The organism is Stenotrophomonas pavanii, from assembly GCF_900101175.1.
Lineage (GTDB): Bacteria > Pseudomonadota > Gammaproteobacteria > Xanthomonadales > Xanthomonadaceae > Stenotrophomonas > Stenotrophomonas pavanii.
The window spans coordinates 196,236-215,700 of record NZ_FNFQ01000006.1; the positions used below are offsets into that span (position 1 = coordinate 196,236).

At 67.6% G+C, this 19,465-nt stretch carries 19 protein-coding genes; 14 read left to right on the forward strand and 5 right to left on the reverse strand.

Annotated features, from left to right (window positions below):
• Positions 1 to 125: 125 nt before the first annotated feature.
• The 3 genes from BLS66_RS12240 to BLS66_RS12250 form a co-directional block, all read right to left on the reverse strand.
• Entirely contained in the window at positions 126 to 1,028 is a 903-nt protein-coding gene (locus BLS66_RS12240) for a sulfurtransferase (RefSeq protein ID WP_074725954.1), read from the reverse strand.
• Positions 1,025 to 1,828: a CoA pyrophosphatase gene (locus BLS66_RS12245; protein WP_053463531.1), complete on the reverse strand. Its 804-nt coding sequence runs from the start codon at positions 1,826 to 1,828 to the stop codon at positions 1,025 to 1,027. Before BLS66_RS12245 ends, BLS66_RS12240 begins: the two co-directional genes overlap by 4 nt.
• A gap of 125 nt (positions 1,829 to 1,953) precedes the next feature.
• Positions 1,954 to 2,655: an FKBP-type peptidyl-prolyl cis-trans isomerase N-terminal domain-containing protein gene (locus tag BLS66_RS12250; RefSeq protein ID WP_005408797.1), complete on the reverse strand. Its 702-nt coding sequence runs from the start codon at positions 2,653 to 2,655 to the stop codon at positions 1,954 to 1,956.
• Between the two features lie 167 nt (positions 2,656 to 2,822).
• On the opposite strand from BLS66_RS12250, the gene BLS66_RS12255 reads away from it, so the two are divergent.
• Genes BLS66_RS12255 through nth form a run of 3 tightly spaced genes read left to right on the forward strand, consistent with a single transcriptional unit; the run spans position 2,823 to position 4,655 of the window.
• The gene (locus BLS66_RS12255; protein WP_074725955.1) at positions 2,823 to 3,605 is read left to right on the forward strand and encodes an enoyl-CoA hydratase/isomerase family protein; all 783 of its coding nucleotides are present in this window, start codon (positions 2,823 to 2,825) and stop codon (positions 3,603 to 3,605) included.
• A 4-nt stretch (positions 3,606 to 3,609) separates the two neighbouring features.
• The gene (locus BLS66_RS12260; protein WP_057493506.1) at positions 3,610 to 3,963 is read left to right on the forward strand and encodes a hypothetical protein; all 354 of its coding nucleotides are present in this window, start codon (positions 3,610 to 3,612) and stop codon (positions 3,961 to 3,963) included.
• Positions 3,963 to 4,655 (forward strand): endonuclease III, encoded by a 693-nt coding sequence (nth, locus tag BLS66_RS12265; protein ID WP_057493507.1) that lies wholly within the window; start codon positions 3,963 to 3,965, stop codon positions 4,653 to 4,655. The genes BLS66_RS12260 and nth overlap by 1 nt, the downstream gene beginning before the upstream one ends.
• Positions 4,656 to 4,736: 81 nt before the next feature.
• Here the strand turns inward: nth and BLS66_RS12270 are convergent, their stop codons facing one another.
• The gene (locus tag BLS66_RS12270; RefSeq protein ID WP_074725956.1) at positions 4,737 to 5,969 is read right to left on the reverse strand and encodes a porin; all 1,233 of its coding nucleotides are present in this window, start codon (positions 5,967 to 5,969) and stop codon (positions 4,737 to 4,739) included.
• A 453-nt stretch (positions 5,970 to 6,422) separates the two neighbouring features.
• On the opposite strand from BLS66_RS12270, the gene pstS (BLS66_RS12275) reads away from it, so the two are divergent.
• From pstS (BLS66_RS12275) to rnt, 11 genes are all read left to right on the forward strand, one after another.
• Positions 6,423 to 7,439, forward strand: coding sequence for a phosphate ABC transporter substrate-binding protein PstS (gene pstS / locus BLS66_RS12275; protein WP_057493508.1), 1,017 nt, complete (start codon positions 6,423 to 6,425; stop codon positions 7,437 to 7,439).
• 340 nt (positions 7,440 to 7,779) lie between these two features.
• The gene (gene pstS / locus BLS66_RS12280) at positions 7,780 to 8,868 is read left to right on the forward strand and encodes a phosphate ABC transporter substrate-binding protein PstS (protein WP_057493509.1); all 1,089 of its coding nucleotides are present in this window, start codon (positions 7,780 to 7,782) and stop codon (positions 8,866 to 8,868) included.
• An 82-nt stretch (positions 8,869 to 8,950) separates the two neighbouring features.
• Positions 8,951 to 9,919, forward strand: a complete 969-nt coding sequence (pstC, locus tag BLS66_RS12285; RefSeq protein WP_049466991.1) for a phosphate ABC transporter permease subunit PstC — start codon at positions 8,951 to 8,953, stop codon at positions 9,917 to 9,919.
• The gene (gene pstA, locus BLS66_RS12290) at positions 9,919 to 10,782 is read left to right on the forward strand and encodes a phosphate ABC transporter permease PstA (RefSeq protein ID WP_049466993.1); all 864 of its coding nucleotides are present in this window, start codon (positions 9,919 to 9,921) and stop codon (positions 10,780 to 10,782) included. The genes pstC and pstA overlap by 1 nt, the downstream gene beginning before the upstream one ends.
• A 19-nt stretch (positions 10,783 to 10,801) precedes the next feature.
• Complete coding sequence (gene pstB / locus BLS66_RS12295; protein ID WP_005408788.1) at positions 10,802 to 11,632, forward strand: phosphate ABC transporter ATP-binding protein PstB; 831 nt, start codon at positions 10,802 to 10,804, stop codon at positions 11,630 to 11,632.
• 65 nt (positions 11,633 to 11,697) lie between these two features.
• On the forward strand, positions 11,698 to 12,405 hold the full coding sequence (gene phoU / locus BLS66_RS12300; RefSeq protein ID WP_005408787.1) for a phosphate signaling complex protein PhoU: 708 nt from the start codon (positions 11,698 to 11,700) through the stop codon (positions 12,403 to 12,405).
• A gap of 235 nt (positions 12,406 to 12,640) precedes the next feature.
• Positions 12,641 to 12,994 carry an HvfA family oxazolone/thioamide-modified RiPP metallophore gene (locus tag BLS66_RS12305; protein WP_074725957.1) on the forward strand — a complete coding sequence of 118 codons (354 nt, stop codon included), beginning with the start codon at positions 12,641 to 12,643 and terminating at the stop codon, positions 12,992 to 12,994.
• Positions 12,981 to 13,856, forward strand: coding sequence for an HvfB family MNIO-type RiPP peptide maturase (locus BLS66_RS12310; RefSeq protein WP_074725958.1), 876 nt, complete (start codon positions 12,981 to 12,983; stop codon positions 13,854 to 13,856). Before BLS66_RS12305 ends, BLS66_RS12310 begins: the two co-directional genes overlap by 14 nt.
• Positions 13,849 to 14,604: an HvfC family RiPP maturation protein gene (locus tag BLS66_RS12315; RefSeq protein ID WP_074725959.1), complete on the forward strand. Its 756-nt coding sequence runs from the start codon at positions 13,849 to 13,851 to the stop codon at positions 14,602 to 14,604. The genes BLS66_RS12310 and BLS66_RS12315 overlap by 8 nt, the downstream gene beginning before the upstream one ends.
• Positions 14,605 to 14,628: 24 nt before the next feature.
• Entirely contained in the window at positions 14,629 to 15,150 is a 522-nt protein-coding gene (locus BLS66_RS12320) for an HvfX family Cu-binding RiPP maturation protein (protein ID WP_074725960.1), read from the forward strand.
• A 144-nt stretch (positions 15,151 to 15,294) separates the two neighbouring features.
• Positions 15,295 to 15,945, forward strand: a complete 651-nt coding sequence (gene rnt / locus BLS66_RS12325; RefSeq protein WP_425513291.1) for a ribonuclease T — start codon at positions 15,295 to 15,297, stop codon at positions 15,943 to 15,945.
• A gap of 318 nt (positions 15,946 to 16,263) precedes the next feature.
• Here rnt and BLS66_RS12330 read toward each other — a convergent pair whose 3' ends face one another.
• Positions 16,264 to 19,290, reverse strand: coding sequence for a ligand-binding sensor domain-containing diguanylate cyclase (locus BLS66_RS12330; RefSeq protein ID WP_053505187.1), 3,027 nt, complete (start codon positions 19,288 to 19,290; stop codon positions 16,264 to 16,266).
• Positions 19,291 to 19,465 lie beyond the last annotated feature (175 nt).

Sequence of the window (19,465 nt, forward strand, 5' to 3'; positions counted from 1 at the left end):
TCTCCGCGATCCTTCGAATCGACACGGGGTCGGATCCCGTTGCTACGCAACGGGCTCTGACCCGATTTTCGGTTGATGGGGTCAGAACCGTTCTCCGTTGGAAAACGGATCCGACCCCGCGCGGCTCAGGCGCCGGTCGCCACCGGACGGCTGCTGTCGCTCACCCAGCCGCTCCAGGAATCGGCATAGATGCGTGCGCCGGAGAGGCCGGCCGTTTCCATCGCCAGCAGCAGGTGGCAGGCGGTCACGCCCGAGCCGCACATCAGCACCACCTGCTGCGGATCGCGATTGCCGATCACGCCCTGCAGTTCGGCGCGCAGCGCCTGTGGGTCGCGCAGGCGGCCGTCGAGCACGTTCAGCGCAAACGGGCGATTGACTGCGCCCGGCACATGCCCGGCCACCGGGTCCAGCGGCTCGACTTCACCGCGGAAGCGTTCGCCTGCGCGGGCATCGACCAGCCAGCCCGGCGCGTGCTTCAGCCGTGCACTGATTTCATCAGCGTTGGCGATCTGCGTGGTGTCGAAACGGCCCGGGTAGGCAGGTAACGCCGTCACTTCAGCCGGCCCGCTCGCCAGCGCGTGACCGGCGGCCTGCCACGCGGCGATGCCGCCATCGAGCACGGCCACCCGGGTGTGCCCGATCAGGCGCAGCAGCCACCACAGGCGCGCGGCGGCCATGCTGCCATCGCTGCCGTCGTAGACCACCACCTGGGTGTCAGGACCGATACCCCACTGGCCGAGCTTCGCGGCAAAGGCATCGCTGTCCGGCAGTGGATGGCGACCGTGGCCGACGCGCGACAGATCGGACAGGTCACGATTCAGATCGGCATGCACCGCACCCGGGATATGGCCGGCCAAATACTGGCTGCTTCCCGCCTGCGGGTCGGCCAGCGAGGCCCGCGCATCCACCACGCGCACGGCAGTGCTGGCGGTGGCGCGCGCATCGACCACGCGCACGCCGTCACCCAGCGCGGCGACCAGGGTGGCGACATCGACCAGGGGGGTCCACGGCGGATCGATCGGCTTCATTGCACTTGCTCCAGGCGGCGACGCAGGTTGTAGAGAATGGCGGCGGTCGCGCCCCAGATGCGCTGGCCCGGCCAGCCATACTCCAGGACGTGTCGAACCCGGCCGCGATGGGTGATTTCGACCTGGCGCAGGCTGTCGGGCGCCATCAGATAATCCAGTGGCACCTCGAACACCTCGGCCACCTCACTGGGCTGCGGCACCGGCACGAAATCCGGATCGACCACCGCCACCACCGGCGTGACCCGGTAGCCGGTGATCGTCACGAAAGGATCGAGATACCCCAGCGCCTGCACCTGGCCGGGCGCCAATGCGATTTCTTCCTGGCTCTCGCGCAGTGCGGCCGCCAGCGCGTCGCGGTCGTCAGGCTCGGTGCGGCCGCCGGGGAATCCGACCTGGCCCCCGTGCGTGCGCAGGGTTTCGGTGCGACGGGTGAGGATCACCTGCGCACCGTTGGCACGCGGCACGATGCCGGCCAGCACTGCCGCTTCCACTGGCGGCCCGGGCGGCAGCAGGTCGATCAGCTCGCTGCGGTTCCAGCCGTCGCCGACCGGCGGTTCGGCCAGCGGGTGCAGCGCGCGCATCAGCCGTTCGTGGTCGGCCAGCGAACCGCGCAGCGACTGCTGCAGTTGCTGGCGCAGGGGCTGCACGCGATGCAGGATGCGACTGCGTTCCTCGTTGCTCATCGACGACCACCGCGCGATCTCATCGATATGCCGCGCGCAGCCGGTGCATTGCCGGTGCGGATCCAGCGTGCACACTCCGATGCAGGGACTTGCGACAACACGCGCCGATTCTTCCATTGTTTGCACCCGGCAACAGTAGCGCGATCGGGCTGAATTTGCGCGCGATGATGCGGCACGCAGCGCACTGCGCAAACAGAAACGCGCCGGTGGAACCACCGGCGCGTTTCGTCTGCTGCTTTGATTTACTTGACGCTGACCAGCTTGATCTCGAACTGCACAGCCACGTTCGGCGGGAACGGGGTGCGCGGGTCGGCACCGTAGGCCTGGTCCGGCGGCAGGGTGACTTCCCACTTCGAACCGGCCGGCATCTGCAGCAGGGTCTCGCGCATGGCCTTCATTTCGACTTCGCTGACCTTGATCGACGGGATCTGCTGGGCCGGGCGGGCTTCGGTCGGGCGCTGGCCGTACGGGAACGGACCGGCCACTTCCAGCTGCACGGTGCTGGCCTGGGTCGGCTTGGCACCCTTGCCGGCTTCGATCACGCGGTACTGGACGCCGCTCGGCAGGGACTGCACGCCGGCCTTGGCCTTGTTCGCCGCGATGAACTGATCGCTCTTGGTCTTGTTTTCGGCAGCCGCCTTTTCGTACTCGGCCTTGGCAGCCTGGGCACGGCCCTGCTCGCGCTTCTGGAACGCTTCAACGGCCGGCTTCAGCTGCTCGGCGGTGATCGCCGGCTGCTTCTTGGCGTAGGCATCCTGCAGGCCCTTCACCACCGAGTTGATGTCCAGCTGCTCACCACGACCGGTCAGCTCCGCCAGGTTGTTGCCGTAGTCGTAACCGAAGTAGTAGCTCAGCTTGCCCTTTTCGGACGAGACGTCCTGGGCGAAGGCATTGCCCGTCAGGGCCAGGGCCGCGACGGCGACCGCGATAGAACGCAACTTCATCAAACAGTTCTCCAGGGGTGGTAACTCAGGGACGTTCTGCGCCGCCCTGAGGCGACGGGTTAGGATAACGGGCGCAACGTGTAACCGCCACTCACGATGCAGGCTATGACCCGTCTGCGTTTGCAGAGTTCAATATCACTTTTTTTTAACGTTCCAGGAGTTTCCCCGTGCCCGATGCCCTGATCGCTGTCACCGACGACGGCGCCATCCGCACCGTGACCGTCCAGCGCCCGGACAAGCTCAACGCCCTCAACGCCGCCACCCTGCAGGCCCTGGCCGACGCCTTCGGCGAGGCCGCTGCCGATCCACAGGTGCGCGTGGTGGTGTTGACCGGGGCCGGCCCGAAGGCCTTCGTGGCCGGGGCGGACATCGCCGAGATGAATACCCTCAGTGCCGTTCAGGGACGTGATTTCTCACTGCTGGGCCAGGCCCTGATGCGCCAGATCGAGCGGATGCCCAAGCCGGTCGTCGCGCGCGTGAACGGGTTTGCGCTGGGCGGCGGCCTGGAACTGGCGATGGCCTGCCACCTGCGCATCGCCGCCGATACCGCCAAGGTCGGCCAACCGGAAATCAACCTCGGCCTGATCCCCGGCTTCGGCGGCAGCCAGCGCCTGCTGCGCCTGTGCGGCCGCGCCGCCACCCTGGAGCTGTGCCTGCTGGGGGCGCCGATCGACGCCGCGCGTGCGCTGGAACTGGGCATCGTCAACGAAGTCGTGCCCGCCGACGCGCTGGACAACCGCGTTCAGGACATTGCCCGACAGCTGGCACGCTCGGCGCCGCTGGCCCTGCGTGGGCTGCTCGATGCGGTGCACGTGGGCGGCGAATGCAGCCTGGAAGCCGGGTTGGAGTATGAAAGCGCGCAGTTCGGCCTGCTGTTTGCCACCGAGGACATGCGCGAAGGCACCAGCGCGTTCCTGCAGCGCCGTCCGCCGGCGTTCCAGAACCGCTGACGCCATGGCATCCCGACCCAACCCCGCGCAGCTGTTCGCCCGGGTCCAGGCAGACGATCTCGACGGCGCCCTGCAGGCCGGGCTGATGGACTATGTCGCCCGTGCCGGCGACGACCAACTGCTCCCCGGTCATCCGGACCTTCCGCAGCGCCTGTGCCAGGCCCAGCAGCAGCTGCAGGCGGCCTGGGCCGCACGCGAACGCTACCGCGCCCGCACGGTGCGCTTGGCCCGGCGCGAGGCCGAGCGCGATGCGCGTCGCACCCCGGCCCCGGCGCCGGACGTGAAGCCCGCCCTGCCCGCTGCGGCCGCCGCGATCCTCGCCCGGGCCAAGGCCCGCGCCACCGGCAAGGAGCCGTAATGGCCACCGTGAAGAAGACGGCCCGCGCACCGGCGCGGCGCGGCGGCCGCATGCCGCGCGCCGACGTGGTGGAAATGTTCACCCGCCTGCGCGAGCTCAACCCGCACCCCAGAACCGAACTGGAGTACAGCTCGCCGTTCGAGCTGCTGGTGGCGGTGGCGCTGTCGGCGCAGGCGACCGACGTCGGCGTCAACAAGGCCACGCGTCGCCTGTTCCCGGTCGCCAACACCCCGGCGAAGATCCTGGCGCTCGGCGAGGATGGCCTGAAGCCGTACATCTCCACCATCGGCTTGTTCAACGCCAAGGCGAAGAACGTGATCGCCACCTGCGCGATCCTGTTGCAGAAGTACGGCGGCGAAGTGCCGCGCGACCGCGAAGCGCTGGAAGCGCTGCCCGGTGTGGGCCGCAAGACCGCCAACGTGGTCCTCAACACCGCATTCGGCGAGCCGGTGATGGCGGTGGATACGCATATCTTCCGCGTCTCCAACCGTACCGGCCTGGCCCCCGGCAAGAACGTGCGCGAGGTGGAAGATACGCTGGTGAAGGTGATTCCGGCCGAGTTCCTGCTCGACGCGCATCACTGGCTGATCCTGCACGGCCGTTATGTGTGCAAGGCGCGCAAGCCGGATTGCCCGGGCTGCGTGATCGCCGACCTGTGCCGGTTCAAGGAAAAGACGCAGGCCGAAGCGTGACCCGGATTGTGTTGTGACGAAACGAAGACGGCGGGCACAAGGCCCGCCGTCCGCGTGCATGGACAAGGGTGCTTCAGGAGATCAGAACGACAGATCGCCCCACACGCCGAATTCCTTGGTCTTGTCGTTCTTCTTGTCGCCGGCGTTGGCCAGGTGCGTGTACTTGTACACGGTCGACAGCTTCAGGTTCTTCATGACCGGGAACTCGACGCCCACGTTCCAGTACTTGTCGCTCAGGGTCGGGTCCAGGGTCTTGCTGACGTCGGTGTCATCGTAGCGACCGAACACGTTGATACCGCCGTCGGTGACGCGCACGCTGCCCCACACCGACCAGCCGCTGGACTTGTCGGTGGCAACGGTCATCACGTTGTTGAGGTTCTTGGCCTGGAAGTACTCGCCGCCGACGCGGAAGTCGCTGTCGGCGTAGGCCACCATCGCGTTGGCGCGGGTGTAGGTGTTCTCGGCGCTCTGGATGTCGGTTTCCTTGCCCAGCTTGCCGCTGTAGCCACCCACGGCCACCACGAAGTTCTCGTTCGGGGTGTAGGCCACGCGGCCTTCCACGTCCATGCCCTTGCTGCGGGTCGGGTTCTTGTAGCCGGCGCCGGACACGACCGACACGGCGTAGTTGAAGTTGTTGCCCAGGTTGCCGAAGCCATGCAGGCCCCAGTCGGACGAGTTGCCGTACTTCAGGCGGTCGGTCAGCGTGTTCTCGACATAACGCATGCCGTAGAACTTCTCGACGTACGGGATCCACGGCATGTCGGCGGCACCGACGCGCAGGTTGAAGGCCGGGTCGAAGCTGCCCTGCACGTAGGCCTTCTTGACGAACAGTTCGGTGTTGCCGATGGCCGAGCTGTACTGGAAGTCGGTGGTCAGGTTGGCCGACCAGATGTCGTTGAACTTGTGGTCGACGGTCAGGTAGAAGCGCTTGACGTCCAGGCCGGTGCCGCTGGCGGCGGTGTCCTTGCCGTTGCTGGTCTTGTCGATGTTGGTCAGGTCGAAGAACATGCGACCGCCGATCTTGTTGTCATTGACCAGCTTGACCAGCTTGTCGACGCTGGTCTGGGTCTTCTGCGCACCCTCCAGGGCCTGTGCCTGGGTGATGTTCACTTCAGACTGCGCGTCGGACTGCGCCTGCAGCGCCTGCGAATCGTTCTGCAACTGCTGGACCTGGGCCTGCAGCGCGGCGATCTGTGCCTGCAGCTGCTGCAGCTGTGCCTGGGATACGCCCGTGCTGGCAGGGGCTGCGAAGGCGTCGGCGGAAACCAGACCGAGGCTTGCAACGACCGCGGCGGCGAGCAAATGGGAACGCATTTTGGATTTCTCCAGAGGGTTGGAATGGCTTGGGCAGAACGCCACGCCGGCAGGCCGGTCAAGCGTTTTGCGAACGTTCCGTTAAAACCATGACAACCGAATGACAGAGTGCGCACCAACACAGATTTCTTCCTGCGGTCATGCGTACGACTCATTTGCCTTTCCCTGCGGGCCGATCGGTTGCGGCCGCGGGCGTGATGAATCCATGGCAGTGCACGCGCCGGCCCGGCCACGCCCCCCGGCACGCGTTCCCTGGGGAGCCAGGGAATGAGGTTGAACCGCTGCACGCTGCGCAGCGGCGCCGTCCGCCCGCGCGCTCGCCGGGCGGTGCAGGGCTGCCGGGATGCGCTGTAACGGATGCGTCATACAACGGTCCCGGCGCTGTCATCGAACCGTTATGGAATGTGCGCCGGGCGGGTAACCCCGCATCCCAATCAACCCAGGAGCCACCCCGTGATCCACGCCTTCAAGTCGCGCGTTGCCGTTGCCGTCTTCGCAGCGTCGTCCGTGTTCGCCGCCAACGCCGCTGAAATCACCGGCGCGGGCGCCTCGTTCATCTACCCGGTGATGTCGAAGTGGTCGGCCGACTACAACGCCGCCACCAGCAACAAGGTCAACTACCAGTCGATCGGTTCCGGCGGCGGCATTGCGCAGATCAAGGCCAAGACCGTTGATTTCGGCTCCTCCGACGCGCCGCTGAAGCCGGAAGAGCTGGCCGCTTCGGGCCTGGCACAGTTCCCGTCGGTGATCGGCGGCGTGGTGCCGGTGGTCAACGTGGCCGGCGTCGCCCCGGGCGCACTGAAGCTGGACGGCACCGTGCTGGCCAACATCTTCCTGGGCAAGATCAAGACCTGGAACGACCCGGCCATCGCCGCGCTGAACCCGGGCGTGACCCTGCCGAGCGCGAAGATCACCGTCGTGCACCGCTCGGATGGTTCGGGCACCACCTTCAACTTCGTCAACTACCTGTCCAAGGTCAGCCCGGAGTGGAAGAGCTCGGTCGGTGAAGGCACCTCGGTCCAGTGGCCGGCCGGCATCGGCGGCAAGGGCAACGAAGGCGTTGCTGCCTACGTGAAGCAGATCAAGGGCGGCATCGGCTACGTCGAACTGTCCTACGCGCTGCAGAACAAGCTGTCGTACACCGCGATGAAGAACGCCGCTGGCAGGTTCGTGCAGCCGAGCGACGCGTCGTTCGCTGCCGCCGCCGCCAGCGCCGACTGGGCCAACGCCAAGGACTTCTACCTGGTGATGACCAACGCCCCGGGCGCCGAGTCCTGGCCGATCACCGCCACCAACTTCATCCTGGTGCACAAGAAGCCGAAGAATGCTGCCAACGGCAAGGCCACCCAGGAGTTCTTCCGCTGGGTCTACAAGAGCGGCGACGCCCAGGCCCGCCAGCTGGACTACGTGCCGCTGCCGGACAGCCTGGTCCGCCAGATCGAGACCTACTGGTCGCAGAACCTGAAGTAAGCACGTTCCCCCGCAGGAACGGGGCCGGCGGGTCCTCTCTCCCCCGCCGGCCCCAACCGGGCGCGAGATCCTCGAGATCTCGCGCTCTTCTTGTTTCCGGGGGTGCACCTGCCTCTGTAGCGCCGAACCCACGCTCGGCGCTACCTTGCACCGGCCGGTGCTATCGGTGCGCAGATCCGGGGTCACCGGGCCCCTGCCAGATCGGCGCCCACCCTGTGAAACCCTTGTCGGAACGTGATCCAGGACACCTCTGTCATGCGCGTAATACGGCTGTAACAAAAACATCATTTCATAGCCGCATCCGCCGACGCCGTCGGCTCTACCCCGCTATGGAGTGACCATGAAACTGCACTCGGCCGGCCTTGCCGCCCTTTCCCTGGCCATCGCCCTGGGCCTGTCGGCCTGCGGTGGCGACAAGCAGGCCGCGCAGCAGCCGGCGGCCGACGGTGCCGCTGCCCCGGCCGCCGCCGGTGCCAAGGTGACCGCCGAAGTGTCCGGTGCGGGCGCCTCCTTCATCTTCCCGCTGGTCTCCAAGTGGTCGGCCGACTACAACGCCAGCACCGGCGCCAAGATCAACTACCAGTCGATCGGCTCCGGCGGCGGCATCGCCCAGATCAAGGCCGGCACCGTCGACTTCGGTTCCTCCGACAAGCCGCTGAGCAGTGAAGAGCTGGCCCAGGCCGGCCTGGCGCAGTTCCCGTCGGCCATCGGCGGCGTGGTGCCGGTGGTCAACATCGACGGTCTGGAAGGCGGCAAGCTGCGCCTGAGCGGCGCCCTGCTGGCCGACATCTTCCTGGGCAAGGTCAAGACCTGGAACGACCCGGCCATCGTCGCTGCCAACCCTGGCGTGAAGCTGCCGGACGGCAAGATCACCCTGGTCCACCGTTCGGACGGTTCGGGCACCACCTTCAACTTCTCCAACTACCTGTCCAAGGTCAGCCCAGAGTGGAAGAGCAAGGTCGGCGAAGGCACCTCGGTGCAGTGGCCGGACGGCGTCGGTGGCAAGGGCAATGAAGGCGTCGCGTCCTACGTGAAGCAGATCAAGGGCTCGATCGGCTATGTCGAGCTGGCCTACGCGCTGCAGAACGGCATGCCGTACACCGCCATGCAGAACGCCGCCGGCAACTGGGTCGAGCCGAGCGCGGAAACCTTTGCCGCAGCGGCCGCCAGCGCCGACTGGGCCAGCGCCAAGGACTTCAACCTGGTCATCACCAACGCACCGGGCGAGCAGGCGTGGCCGATCACCGCCACCAACTTCATGCTGATGCAGAAGAAGCCGAAGGACGCCAAGCGCAACCAGGACACCCTGGCCTTCTTCAAGTGGGCCTTCGAGAACGGCCAGGCCCAGGCCAACGAGCTGCACTACGTGCCGCTGCCGGCCGAACTGGTCAAGCAGATCGAGGCCTACTGGGCGACCGACCTGAAGTGATGGACCCGACGGTGCCCGCCCCGCGCGGGCACCGCTTCTTCCACGCCATGCTGCCCCGCCCCTTCCTGGCCCTGCCGTCCCCATGAATGCCATCGCCCAGCCTGTAGCCGCCCCGTCCACGCGCGATGCGCGTGATGCCCGCAACGACAAACTGTTCCGATGGGTGCTGGTCGGCACCGTCATCTTCGTCCTGATCGCCCTGGCCTGCGCCGCGCTGTCGATGCTGTGGGGCGGCCGCCATGCCCTGCAGATGCAGGGCCTGAGCTTCTTCTTCTCGGCCGACTGGAACCCGGTCGAAAACAAGTTCGGCGCGCTCGCGCCGATCTACGGCACCCTGGTCACCGCCGTCATCGCGATGGTCATTGCCGTGCCGGTCAGCTTCGGCATCGCGTTCTTCCTCACCGAAGTCGCGCCGCGCTGGCTGCGTGGCCCGGTCGGTACCGCCATCGAGCTGCTGGCGGGCATTCCCTCCATCATCTACGGCATGTGGGGCCTGTTCGTGCTGGTGCCGGTGATGACCGAGTACGTCACCCCGTTCCTCAACGAAACCCTGGGCGAATGGCCGGTCATCGGTCCGCTGTTCCAGGGCCCGCCGCTGGGCATCGGCATGCTCACCGCCGGTTTCGTGCTGGCCATCATGGTCATTCCGTTCATTTCCTCGGTGATGCGCGAAGTGTTCCTGACCGTGCCGACCCGCCTGAAGGAATCGGCCTATGCGCTGGGTTCCACCAAGTGGGAAGTGAGCTGGGACATCGTGCTGCCCTACACCCGCTCGGCGGTGATCGGTGGCATCTTCCTCGGCCTCGGCCGTGCCCTGGGCGAGACGATGGCGGTGGCCTTCGTGATCGGCAACAGCGTGCGCCTGTCGCCGTCGCTGCTGGAGCCGGGCACCACCATCGCCGCGCTGATCGCCAACGATTTCGGCGAAGCCACTGAAACCTACCGCTCGGCCCTGCTGCTGCTCGGCTTCGTCCTCTTCATCGTCACCTTCGTGGTGCTGGCCATCGCCCGCCTGATGCTGATGCGCCTGTCCCGCAAGGAGGGCAACTGATGTCCACCACCGCTGATTCGCTGTACCTGCGCCGCCGCATCGGCAATGTCATCGCCATCACCGCCTCCTGCGCCACCGCCCTGTTCGGCCTGTTCTTCCTGGGCTGGATCCTGTTCACCCTGGCCTCCAAGGGCCTGGCCGGCATCAATCTTGATCTGTTCACCAAGATGACGCCGCCGCCGATGCAGGAAGGCGGCCTCGCCAACGCCTTCTTCGGCAGCGCGGTGATGTGTGCGCTGGCGATCGGCATCGGTACCCCGCTGGGCGTGCTGGCCGGCACCTGGCTGGCCGAGTACGGCAACGCCCGCAAGGCCGGCACCGTGGTCCGCTTCGTCAACGACATCCTGTTGTCGGCGCCGTCGATCGTGCTCGGCCTGTTCGTCTACACCCTGTACGTGATGCAGACCGGTGGCAACTTCTCGGCGTTCGCCGGTGCCCTGTCGCTGGCCTTCATCGTGCTCCCGGTGGTGGTGCGCACCACCGACGAGATGCTGCGGCTGGTGCCCTCGCAGATGCGCGAAGCGGCCCTGTCGCTGGGCATCCCGCAGTGGAAGGTGATCGTGCAGGTGCTGTACCGCAGTGCCTCGGCCGGCATCATCACCGGCATCCTGCTGGCGCTGGCCCGCATCTCCGGCGAAACCGCACCGCTGCTGTTCACCGCCTTCGGCAACCAGTACTGGAACAACAACATCTTCCAGCCGATGGCCTCGGTGCCGGTGGTGATGAACCAGTTCGCCGGCAGCCCGTATGAATCCTGGCAGGTGCTGGCCTGGGCCGGTGCCCTGGTGCTGACTGTCTTCGTGTTGCTGGTCAGCCTTGCCGCCCGCGGCATCCTGCTGCGCAACCGTATCTCCCATGACTGACCTTTCCGTGGATAACGCCATGAACGACCTTTCCAACGCCGTGCCGATGCAGCGCATCGCCGTGCCGTCCTCGCACGAGAGCCTGCACACGCCGTCGCCGGTGAAGCTGGCTGCGCGTGGACTGGACTTCTACTACGACAAGTTCCACGCCCTGAAGGGCATCAACCTGGAGATCCCGGAAAAGCGCGTCACCGCGCTGATCGGTCCCTCCGGTTGCGGCAAGTCGACCCTGCTGCGCATCTTCAACCGCATCTACGCGCTGTACCCGAAGCTGGAGGCGCGCGGCGAAGTGCTGCTGGACGGCGAGAACATCCTGTCGCCGAAGTACCCGATGAACCGCCTGCGCAGCAAGGTCGGCATGGTGTTCCAGAAGCCGGTGCCGTTCCCGATGACCATCTTCGAGAACGTGGCCTACGGCATCCGCCACCACGAGAAGCTGAGCAAGGCCGACATGGCCGACCGCGTCGAGCAGGCGCTGCGCCAGGGCGCGCTGTGGGACGAGGTGAAGGACAAGCTGGGGCAGAGCGCACTGGGCCTGTCCGGCGGCCAGCAGCAGCGCCTGTGCATCGCCCGTGCCGTGGCGCTGCGCCCGTCGGTGCTGCTGCTTGACGAGCCGACCTCGGCGCTGGACCCGATCTCGACCAGCCGCATCGAGCAGCTGGTGGAAGAGCTCAAGCACGAGTACACGATCGTGATCGTCACCCACAACATGCAGCAGGCCGCGCGCGTGTCCGACTACACCGCCTTCATGTACCTGGGCGACCTGATCGAGCACGACCGCACCGAAGTGATCTTCTCGCAGCCGTCGCAGCGGCAGACCGAGGACTACATCACCGGTCGTTTCGGCTGATCGACGCTGATCCTTCGCCACATGTCCCAGCCAGGCACGGCCTGGCTCTACCCGGATTGCAGACCATGAACCTTCCCAACGACCACATCGTCAAGAGCTACGACGAAGAGCAGCAGCGGCTGGTGGCCGAAATCGTGCGCATGGGCGAGATGGCGGTCGCCCAGCTCGAGGCGTCGATGGACGTGATCGAGAAGCGCGACGAGAATGCCGCCCATCGCATCATCGCCAACGACGAAGCCATCGATGCGCTGGAGCAGCAGATCAGCCATGACGTGATGCGCCTGGCCCTGCGCGGCCCGATGGCGCGCGACCTGCGCGAGATCCTTGCCGGCCTGCGCATTCCGGCCGACATCGAGCGCATCGGCGACTACGCGGCCAATGTTGCCAAGCGTTCGATCGCGCTGGGCAAGGTGCCGCCGCTGCCGCAGATCCAGGGCCTGCGTGCGCTGGGCCGCCTGGCCGCGCAGCAGGTGCGCCGCGCCATTGCCGCCTACCGCGACAATGACGCCGACGCCGCGCTGGAACTGCGCGAGGACGACGCCCGCCTGGACGCGCAGTACACCGCGCTGTTCCGCGAGCTGCTGACCTACATGATGGAAGACCCGCGCAACATCACCCCGTGCACGCACCTGCTGTTCATGGCCAAGAACCTGGAGCGCGTGGGCGACCACGCCACCAACATCGCCGAGAACGTGTGGTTCCTGGTGCACGGCGAGCAGCCGCTGCCGCCGCGCGAAAAGCGCGACGAGACCTCCAGCACCGGCCAGCCCTGACGCTGCACTGCAACACCGGAGTCGACTCCAAGGTGGCCGCTGTCCTGGTGACAGCGGCCTTTTTTTTGCGGTGTTCCCCAGGTTTGTCGGCGTCGGGCTTGCCCGGTGCGGACCTGGCGGATGCTTCTGTAACAGATCTCACGAAAATTTGAGGTCTCGGCGAGGATTCGTTGAGTAGGATCGCTGCAGCATCGAATCACCCCGGGCACCCGCCCACCACCCAGGAGTAATACCGATGAGCAGTTCGAACAAGACCCTGTCCCTGCTGACCGCGACCGCCCTGGCCGCCGGCCTGGGCATGACCGCCAGTGCCTCGGCCCTGAGCATGAGCGACCTCGCCCAGGGTTACCTGGTGGCCGGCCAGGCAGCCAAGGCCAGCACCGACGCCAAGGCCGCCGATACCAAGATGGCCGCCGACGCAACCAAGCATGCCGAAGGCAAGTGTGGCGCCGACGGCAAGAGCGGCGAAGGCAAGTGTGGTGCCGACAAGGGCAAGGCCGCAGGTGCAGCCGGTGCCAAGGCCAAGACCGGCGCCACGAAGTCGGCCGAAGGCAAGTGTGGCGAAGGCAAGTGCGGTGGCAAGCACTGACGTCGGCGCCCGCCTCGTCCACCCGCAGTCGCCGCTTCGTGCGGCGGCTGCAGGGCTGGGCCTGCGCCGGGCGCTGCTGCAGGATCTGCGTGATGCCCCGGCAGGCGACTTCGACTTCCTCGAATGCGCGCCGGAGAACTGGATCCATGTCGGCGGACCTGCCGGTGATGCGCTGGCCGAACTGGCGCAGCGCCATCCACTGAGCTGCCACGGCCTGTCGCTGTCGCTGGGCGGCAGTGCCCCGCTGGACACCCAGCTGCTGGAACAGGTCGGGCAGTTCCTGGAAACACACCGGGTACCGCTGTACAGCGAGCACCTGAGCTACTGCAGCGACGACGGCCACCTGTACGACCTGCTGCCGATTCCGTTCACCGATGAAGCCGTACGCCACACCGCCGCGCGCATCCGCAGGGTGCAGGAGCTGCTCGGCCGCCGTATCGCGGTGGAGAACGTGTCCTACTACCTGGCGCCGGAACCGGCGATGGACGAACTGGCGTTCACCAATGCGGTGCTCGCCGAAGCCGACTGCGACCTGCTGCTGGACGTCAACAATGTCTACGTCAACGCCTGCAACCACGGCTACGATGCCGATGCCTTCATCGCCGGCCTGCCCGCGCAGCGCATCGTCTGCCTGCACGTGGCCGGGCACCTGGACGAGGCACCGGACCTGAAGATCGACACCCATGGCAGCGCGGTGAACGATCCGGTCTGGGAGCTGCTGGCGCGTACCTATGCACGCATCGGCCCGCGCCCCACCCTGCTCGAACGCGATTTCAATTTCCCGCCCTATGCGGAACTGCGGGGCGAACTGCAGACCATCCGCCGTCTGCAGGCCACCCACGCCGGGGCTGCACATGGCTGATGCCGCCGATACCCTGCGCGCGCAGCAGCACGCGTTCACCGCGCACCTGCGCGACCCGCAGGCGGTCCCCGCGCCGGCCGGACTGGATCCCCGCCGCGTGGCGGTCTACCAGCACCTGCTGTTCAACAACCTGCTGGGCCTGCTGAGCAATGGCTTCCCGGTCTGCGTGCGCCTGCTCGGCCAACCGGCTTGGAGCGCACTGGTGCGCCACTACTTCGCCAGCCATCGCTGCCAGACGCCGCTGTTCACCGAACTGGCCGCCGAATTCGTGCAGTGGCTGCAGGTGCAGCCGCAGCTGCCGCACCCGGCACTGGCCGAACTGGCCCATTACGAGTGGGTGGAAACCGCGCTGTACCAGCTGCAGGCCGATCCCCTTCCCGCACCCGGCGCTGCCGATCCGCTGCACGTGCCGCTGCAGCGCTCGCCGCTGGCCTGGCCGCTGCTGTACCAGTGGCCGGTGCACCGCCTGGGTGCCGACGATGCACCGACCCAGCCTCCGACCGAACCGACCGGCCTGCTGGTCCGCCGCGACGCCGGCGGCGAAGTGCGATTCGCCGAACTCAGCCCGTTGGCGGTGTACCTGCTGTCCAGCATTGGCGAACAGCCCGGGCTGGAAGGACAGGCCTACCTGCGGCAGCTGGCCCGCGCGCACGGGCTGGCCGAGGACGCCCTGGCCGAACCGGGTGCTGCGCTGCTGCAGCAGTTTGTGCAGGCCGGCGTGATCGGTCCGCTCGCCTCCCCACCCTGACACCCCGTCCCCGGAGATCCACCGATGAAGCTACCGCTCCTGGCCGCCGCACGCGGCCAGCTGGACCGTCTCGCCCCCTGGTTGGCCCCGCTCGGCCTGCGCCTGCTGCTGGCCTGGGAATACTTCGAATCCGGCCGCGAGAAACTGCATGGGCAGAACTGGTTTGCCGATCTGCAGGACGCCTTCCCGTTCCCGTTCAACCAGCTGCCCGCCGCGCTGAACTGGCAGCTTGCCACGTGGTTCGAACTGATCGGTGCGGCCTGCCTGCTGATGGGCTTCGGCACCCGCTTTGCCGCCGCCAGCCTGCTGGTGCTGACCATCGTGGCCACCTACGCAGTGCATTGGCCGATGGACTGGCAGTCACTGGGCGACCTCGCCATGGGCTATGTGATCAGTGACCAGGGCTTTGGCAACTACAAGCTGCCGGTGCTGTTCATGGCCATGCTGCTGCCGCTGGTCTTCACCGGCGCCGGCAGGCTGAGCGTGGATGCATGGTTGGCTCGGTGGCAGCCATCGGGTACCACGGCACGGCCTGCGGTCCGGTAAATGCCAACCCAGGTTGGCACCTCCCGGGATCCTGGGCGTGCGCTGCACCGGCAGCTGTCGACCTTGGTCAACACACGCCCACGCAGGAAACCCGGGCTCCACGGGCCAGCCGGGCGCTCAGGGGCGCTCTGCTAGAATTCACGCATGACTGACCCCACCCCCGCACCTGCCGCCGCTCCCGATTCCGCAGTACCCCAGGCGCAGCGCGCGATGTCCCAACGCTTCCGCGGCTTCCTGCCGGTGGTCGTGGATGTGGAAACCGGCGGCTTCGACAGCCAGCGCAATGCGCTGCTGGAAATCGCAGCCGTGCCGATCGAGATGGACGAGAACGGCCTGCTGTACCCCGGCCAGACTGCCAGCGCCCATGTGGTACCGGCCGAAGGCCTGGAAATCGACCCCAAGTCGCTGGAAGTGACCGGCATCATCCTTGACCACCCGTTCCGGCTGGCCAAGGAAGAAAAGGCGGCGCTGGACCACATCTTCACTCCGGTGCGCGCGGCGATGAAGAAGCACGGTTGCCAGCGCGCGATCCTGGTCGGCCACAACGCGCATTTCGACCTTGGCTTCGTCAATGCGGCCGTGGCGCGGACCGGCCACAAGCGCAATCCGTTCCATCCGTTCAGCGTCTTCGACACGGTGACCCTGGCCGGGATCGCCTACGGGCAGACGGTGCTGGCACGCGCGGCCACCGCGGCCGGGCTGGGCTGGGATGCCAACGAGGCCCACAGCGCGGTGTATGACACCGAACAGACCGCGCGGCTGTTCTGCACCATCGCCAACGCCTGGCCGCGGTGAAGCGGCCAGCGGCGGAGCCCCTCGTGGCGTGAAGCGAATCATCGGTTGGGCCGAGCAAGGTGGGTTCGCGCGGGACGCCGTCAACCCGTCCCTGCGGGCTTAGCCGCGCCATCCATGGCGCGGATACCCCCGCGCGCCCCCCTGCCCGGCCTTCGAAAGGTTGCTGGCCGCCACGGAAAGATCAGAAAAAGCGGGAGCAGCAGCGTGTCGCGGCGCTCGTCGGGGGCTGACGATCACTGCTGTGGTGGGTCACGTCTCTGGTGGATGCCGACCGTTGGTACGGCAACACCCGTAGCGCCACGCCATGCGTGGATGAACTCAACCAATGCTCGTCCGATCCCGGCCGTCACTCTTGGCGCGGTACAGCGCGCGGTCGGCGCGCTGGTACAGCAGCGCCGGGGTGCGGTCGTCGGCGTCCAGCTCCACCAGGCCGGCGCTGAAGGTCACGCGCAGTCCTGCCACCCCGGCCCAGTCCGGGTGGTCATGGAACAGGCCGCGCAGCCGTGCACACAGCTGTGCGGCCTCTTCCAGGCGGGTGTCGTTGAGCAGCAGCGCGAACTCTTCGCCGCCGGTGCGCGCCGGCAGGTCGGAGTCGCGGCAGGCCGCAGCGATCAACGTGGCCACCTGCACCAGCACGGCATCGCCGATGCTGTGGCTGTGGCGATCGTTGACGGCCTTGAAGTGGTCGATGTCCAGCACCACCAGGCACAGTGGATGGCCACTGCGCTGCGAGCGGGCGAAATCACGCGCCAGCGTCTCGTCGAAGCCACGGCGGTTGGCCAGGCCGGTCAGGGCGTCTTCGCGGGCCTGCCGCTCGAACGCCTCGGCCTGCCGCGCCAGGCGCTCGGCCAGTTCGGTCTTTTCCTGGTTCAGCGCCTGCAGGTGCACGGTCTTGGCCTGCAGGTCGAAGGTCGCTTCGTCCACTCGCCGCGCCAGGCGCAGGTTGCTGGCCTGCAGCTGCTGCAGCAGCAGCCGGTACAGCGCCACCAGGCCGCCCAGCAGCAACAGGCCCGCCAGTACCTGCACGCTGCGGCGCTGCCACCAGAACGGCTCGACACTGAAGCTCCACACTGCCTCCTGCTGGCCCCAGGTGCCTCCCGGGTGCGCCGCCGCCACGTGCAGGGTGTAGTCGCCCGGCGGCAGGCCGACGAACTCGACGCTGCGCTGCGGGCCGCGCTCGACCCAGCCGGCATCGAGCCCGTCCAGCCGCGTGCGGTAGCGGATCCGGTCGGACATCAGGTAGCTCAGGCCGACGTAGCTCACCGCCAGCCGGCGACCGCCGGGAATGGCGTTGCGCTCCGGTCCTTCCCAATGCACCGGCGCGCCGTCCACCTGCACGCTTTCGATCGCCGCAGGCGGTGACGGGCGCTCGCGGAAGCGCTGCAGGCGCTGCGGGTCGACCGTGCTCAGGCCGCCGGCGGTGACCACCCAGAACGTGCCATCCTGGCGCAGGATCGCCGATGGACCGGAACTGCCGTTGGCCTGTGCATTGGCCATGCCGTCGATCTCGTTGTAGCGCTCCACCACCACCCGCGGCGTACGGCCGTCGGCGACCGCGTTGAGGGTAGCCATGTCGGTGCGCAGCACACCGCGATTGCTGCTGATCCACACATTACCAAGGCGATCGGGCACCAGCTGGAACACCGCATCCACCGGCATGCCCTGCTCCAGGCCAACCCGTGCCAGCCTGCCATTGCGCCAGCGGTACAGGCCGCGATCACTGCTGATCCACATCGCGTCGCCCAGCTGGTGGAAGCCGAACACGCTGCGGCCGCCGCCCAGCGGCGCCAGGTCGATCGACTGCACGTGGTCGCCGCGCAGCACGCGGATGCCTTCGATGGTGCCGATCCACAGGTTGCCCTGGTGGTCATGCTCGAGCGCGGTGATCAGGCCGCCGGGCATGCCGGGCACGTCCGAGACCTGCACGCGGTCGCCGTCGATGCGCACCACGCCCTTCTGCGTGCCGGCCCAGACCACGCCCTGCGGATCAACGCTGATCGCACGGATGTTGCCGCCCGGCATGCCATCGGCGGCCGCGTAGTTGTGGCGCAGCTGGCCGTCGCGGCCGAGCCGGTAGACACCATCGCCGAATGTTCCCACCCACAGGTCACCATCGGGCCCCTGCGCCAGGCTCAGCACCGACGGTGCCTTGCCGCCGCGGTTGTGCAGCGGCATCGCCCGGAAACGGCCATCGGCGGTCTGCAGGTCAAGCCCGCTGGCGCTGCCGACCCACAGCTGGCGGTCGCGGTCCTCCAACACCGTGCGCACGTAGTCGCCACTGAGCCCGTCGCGCTCGGTGTAGCTGCTGAACAGTGTCTCGCGCAGGCGGTACAGGCCGCCATTGGCGCCCACCCAGATGCTGCCTTCGGCATCCTCGCGCAGGCTGACCACGCGTCCACCCGGCAGGTTCAGGCCGGCCGGCAGCCGCTCCAGGCCGTGCCCGGAGATGCGCAGCAGCCCCTGGTTCTCGGTGCCCAGCCACAGGTCGCCGTGCCGGTCCTGCAGCATCGAGGTCATGTGCAGCTGGCCGGGCAGGCGGTGCACCAGCACCAGCCGATCGTCCTCCACCCGGTACAGGCGCTCGCCGGCGACGATCCACAACGCGCCGTCCGGCGCGCGGTACGGCCACGACAGGCCAGTGCCGGCGCCCAGCCCCCACGCCGCAGGCGCCCGCTTGAGTACGCCGTCGTTGTCGCGCAGCACCAGCCCGTCGAGCGTGCCGACCCAGACCCGGTCCTGCGCATCAACCACCAGCCTGGTGAAGCTCATCGCCATCGGCAGGTCGGCCGCCGGCGCCCGGTAGACGATGCCCGAGTCCGGCGTCAGATAGCCGATGCCCTTGCCTTCGTACAACAGCCACAGCCGGCCCTGGCTGTCCATCTGCATGGACTGGATCAGCACCTGCGGCGTATCCGCCTGGTGCTCCCAGACCCGCCACTGGCCATCACTGCCGCGGTGGCTGACATTGCCGCGCGAGTCGCTGATCCACAGCCCGCCCTGGCGGTCGACGAACAGCGCGCCGATGCCGTTGTCGCGCAGGCCCGGGCGCGTGCTGCGGTCGAACACGGTGAAATCCAGCCCGTTGTAGCGCACCAGCCCTTCCCAGGTGGCGAACCACAGATGGCCCTCCGGCGTCTGTGCGATGTCGCGCAGCGAGTTGTGCGGCAGGCCATTGCGCGAGGTCCATACGTCGATGGCGTAGTCGCGCAGCGGCGGTGCGCCCTCCTGCGCAGCCAGTGGCAGCGCCAGGGCCAGCAGCAGCCATAGCAGGCCCTGTCGCAGTGCCCGCTGGATGGCTGATGCGCGGCGCTCCACCCAGCGCCCCTGATCCCCCTGCCCGCCCATCAGCGCGGCGGCGGCGGCCAGGTGCGGCTGCAGGACGCGGCAGCATGCAGGAACAACCGGGCAGCGCGCACTGGCATGCCGGCAGGAACGGGCTGGCTCATCGGGGAGAGGCTGGGGAGATGCGCAGATGATAGGCCAAACCCCGGCCCGGGCGTCACCGCGTGCGGCGCCCCGG

Bases quoted from the DNA above. Each gene is read 5' to 3' on its own strand.
- pstS (WP_057493509.1), top strand. From the start codon at position 7,780: ATGAAACTGCACTCGGCCGGCCTTGCCGCCCTTTCCCTGGCCATCGCC.
- pstB (WP_005408788.1), top strand. From the start codon at position 10,802: ATGAACGACCTTTCCAACGCCGTGCCGATGCAGCGCATCGCCGTGCCG.
- BLS66_RS12260 (WP_057493506.1), top strand. From the start codon at position 3,610: ATGGCATCCCGACCCAACCCCGCGCAGCTGTTCGCCCGGGTCCAGGCA.
- BLS66_RS12250 (WP_005408797.1), bottom strand. From the start codon at position 2,655: ATGAAGTTGCGTTCTATCGCGGTCGCCGTCGCGGCCCTGGCCCTGACG.
- pstA (WP_049466993.1), top strand. From the start codon at position 9,919: ATGTCCACCACCGCTGATTCGCTGTACCTGCGCCGCCGCATCGGCAAT.
- BLS66_RS12245 (WP_053463531.1), bottom strand. From the start codon at position 1,828: ATGGAAGAATCGGCGCGTGTTGTCGCAAGTCCCTGCATCGGAGTGTGC.
- BLS66_RS12315 (WP_074725959.1), top strand. From the start codon at position 13,849: ATGGCTGATGCCGCCGATACCCTGCGCGCGCAGCAGCACGCGTTCACC.
- BLS66_RS12330 (WP_053505187.1), bottom strand. From the start codon at position 19,290: ATGGGCGGGCAGGGGGATCAGGGGCGCTGGGTGGAGCGCCGCGCATCA.
- BLS66_RS12270 (WP_074725956.1), bottom strand. From the start codon at position 5,969: ATGCGTTCCCATTTGCTCGCCGCCGCGGTCGTTGCAAGCCTCGGTCTG.
- pstC (WP_049466991.1), top strand. From the start codon at position 8,951: ATGAATGCCATCGCCCAGCCTGTAGCCGCCCCGTCCACGCGCGATGCG.
- nth (WP_057493507.1), top strand. From the start codon at position 3,963: ATGGCCACCGTGAAGAAGACGGCCCGCGCACCGGCGCGGCGCGGCGGC.
- BLS66_RS12305 (WP_074725957.1), top strand. From the start codon at position 12,641: ATGAGCAGTTCGAACAAGACCCTGTCCCTGCTGACCGCGACCGCCCTG.
- BLS66_RS12240 (WP_074725954.1), bottom strand. From the start codon at position 1,028: ATGAAGCCGATCGATCCGCCGTGGACCCCCCTGGTCGATGTCGCCACC.
- rnt (WP_425513291.1), top strand. From the start codon at position 15,295: ATGACTGACCCCACCCCCGCACCTGCCGCCGCTCCCGATTCCGCAGTA.
- phoU (WP_005408787.1), top strand. From the start codon at position 11,698: ATGAACCTTCCCAACGACCACATCGTCAAGAGCTACGACGAAGAGCAG.
- BLS66_RS12320 (WP_074725960.1), top strand. From the start codon at position 14,629: ATGAAGCTACCGCTCCTGGCCGCCGCACGCGGCCAGCTGGACCGTCTC.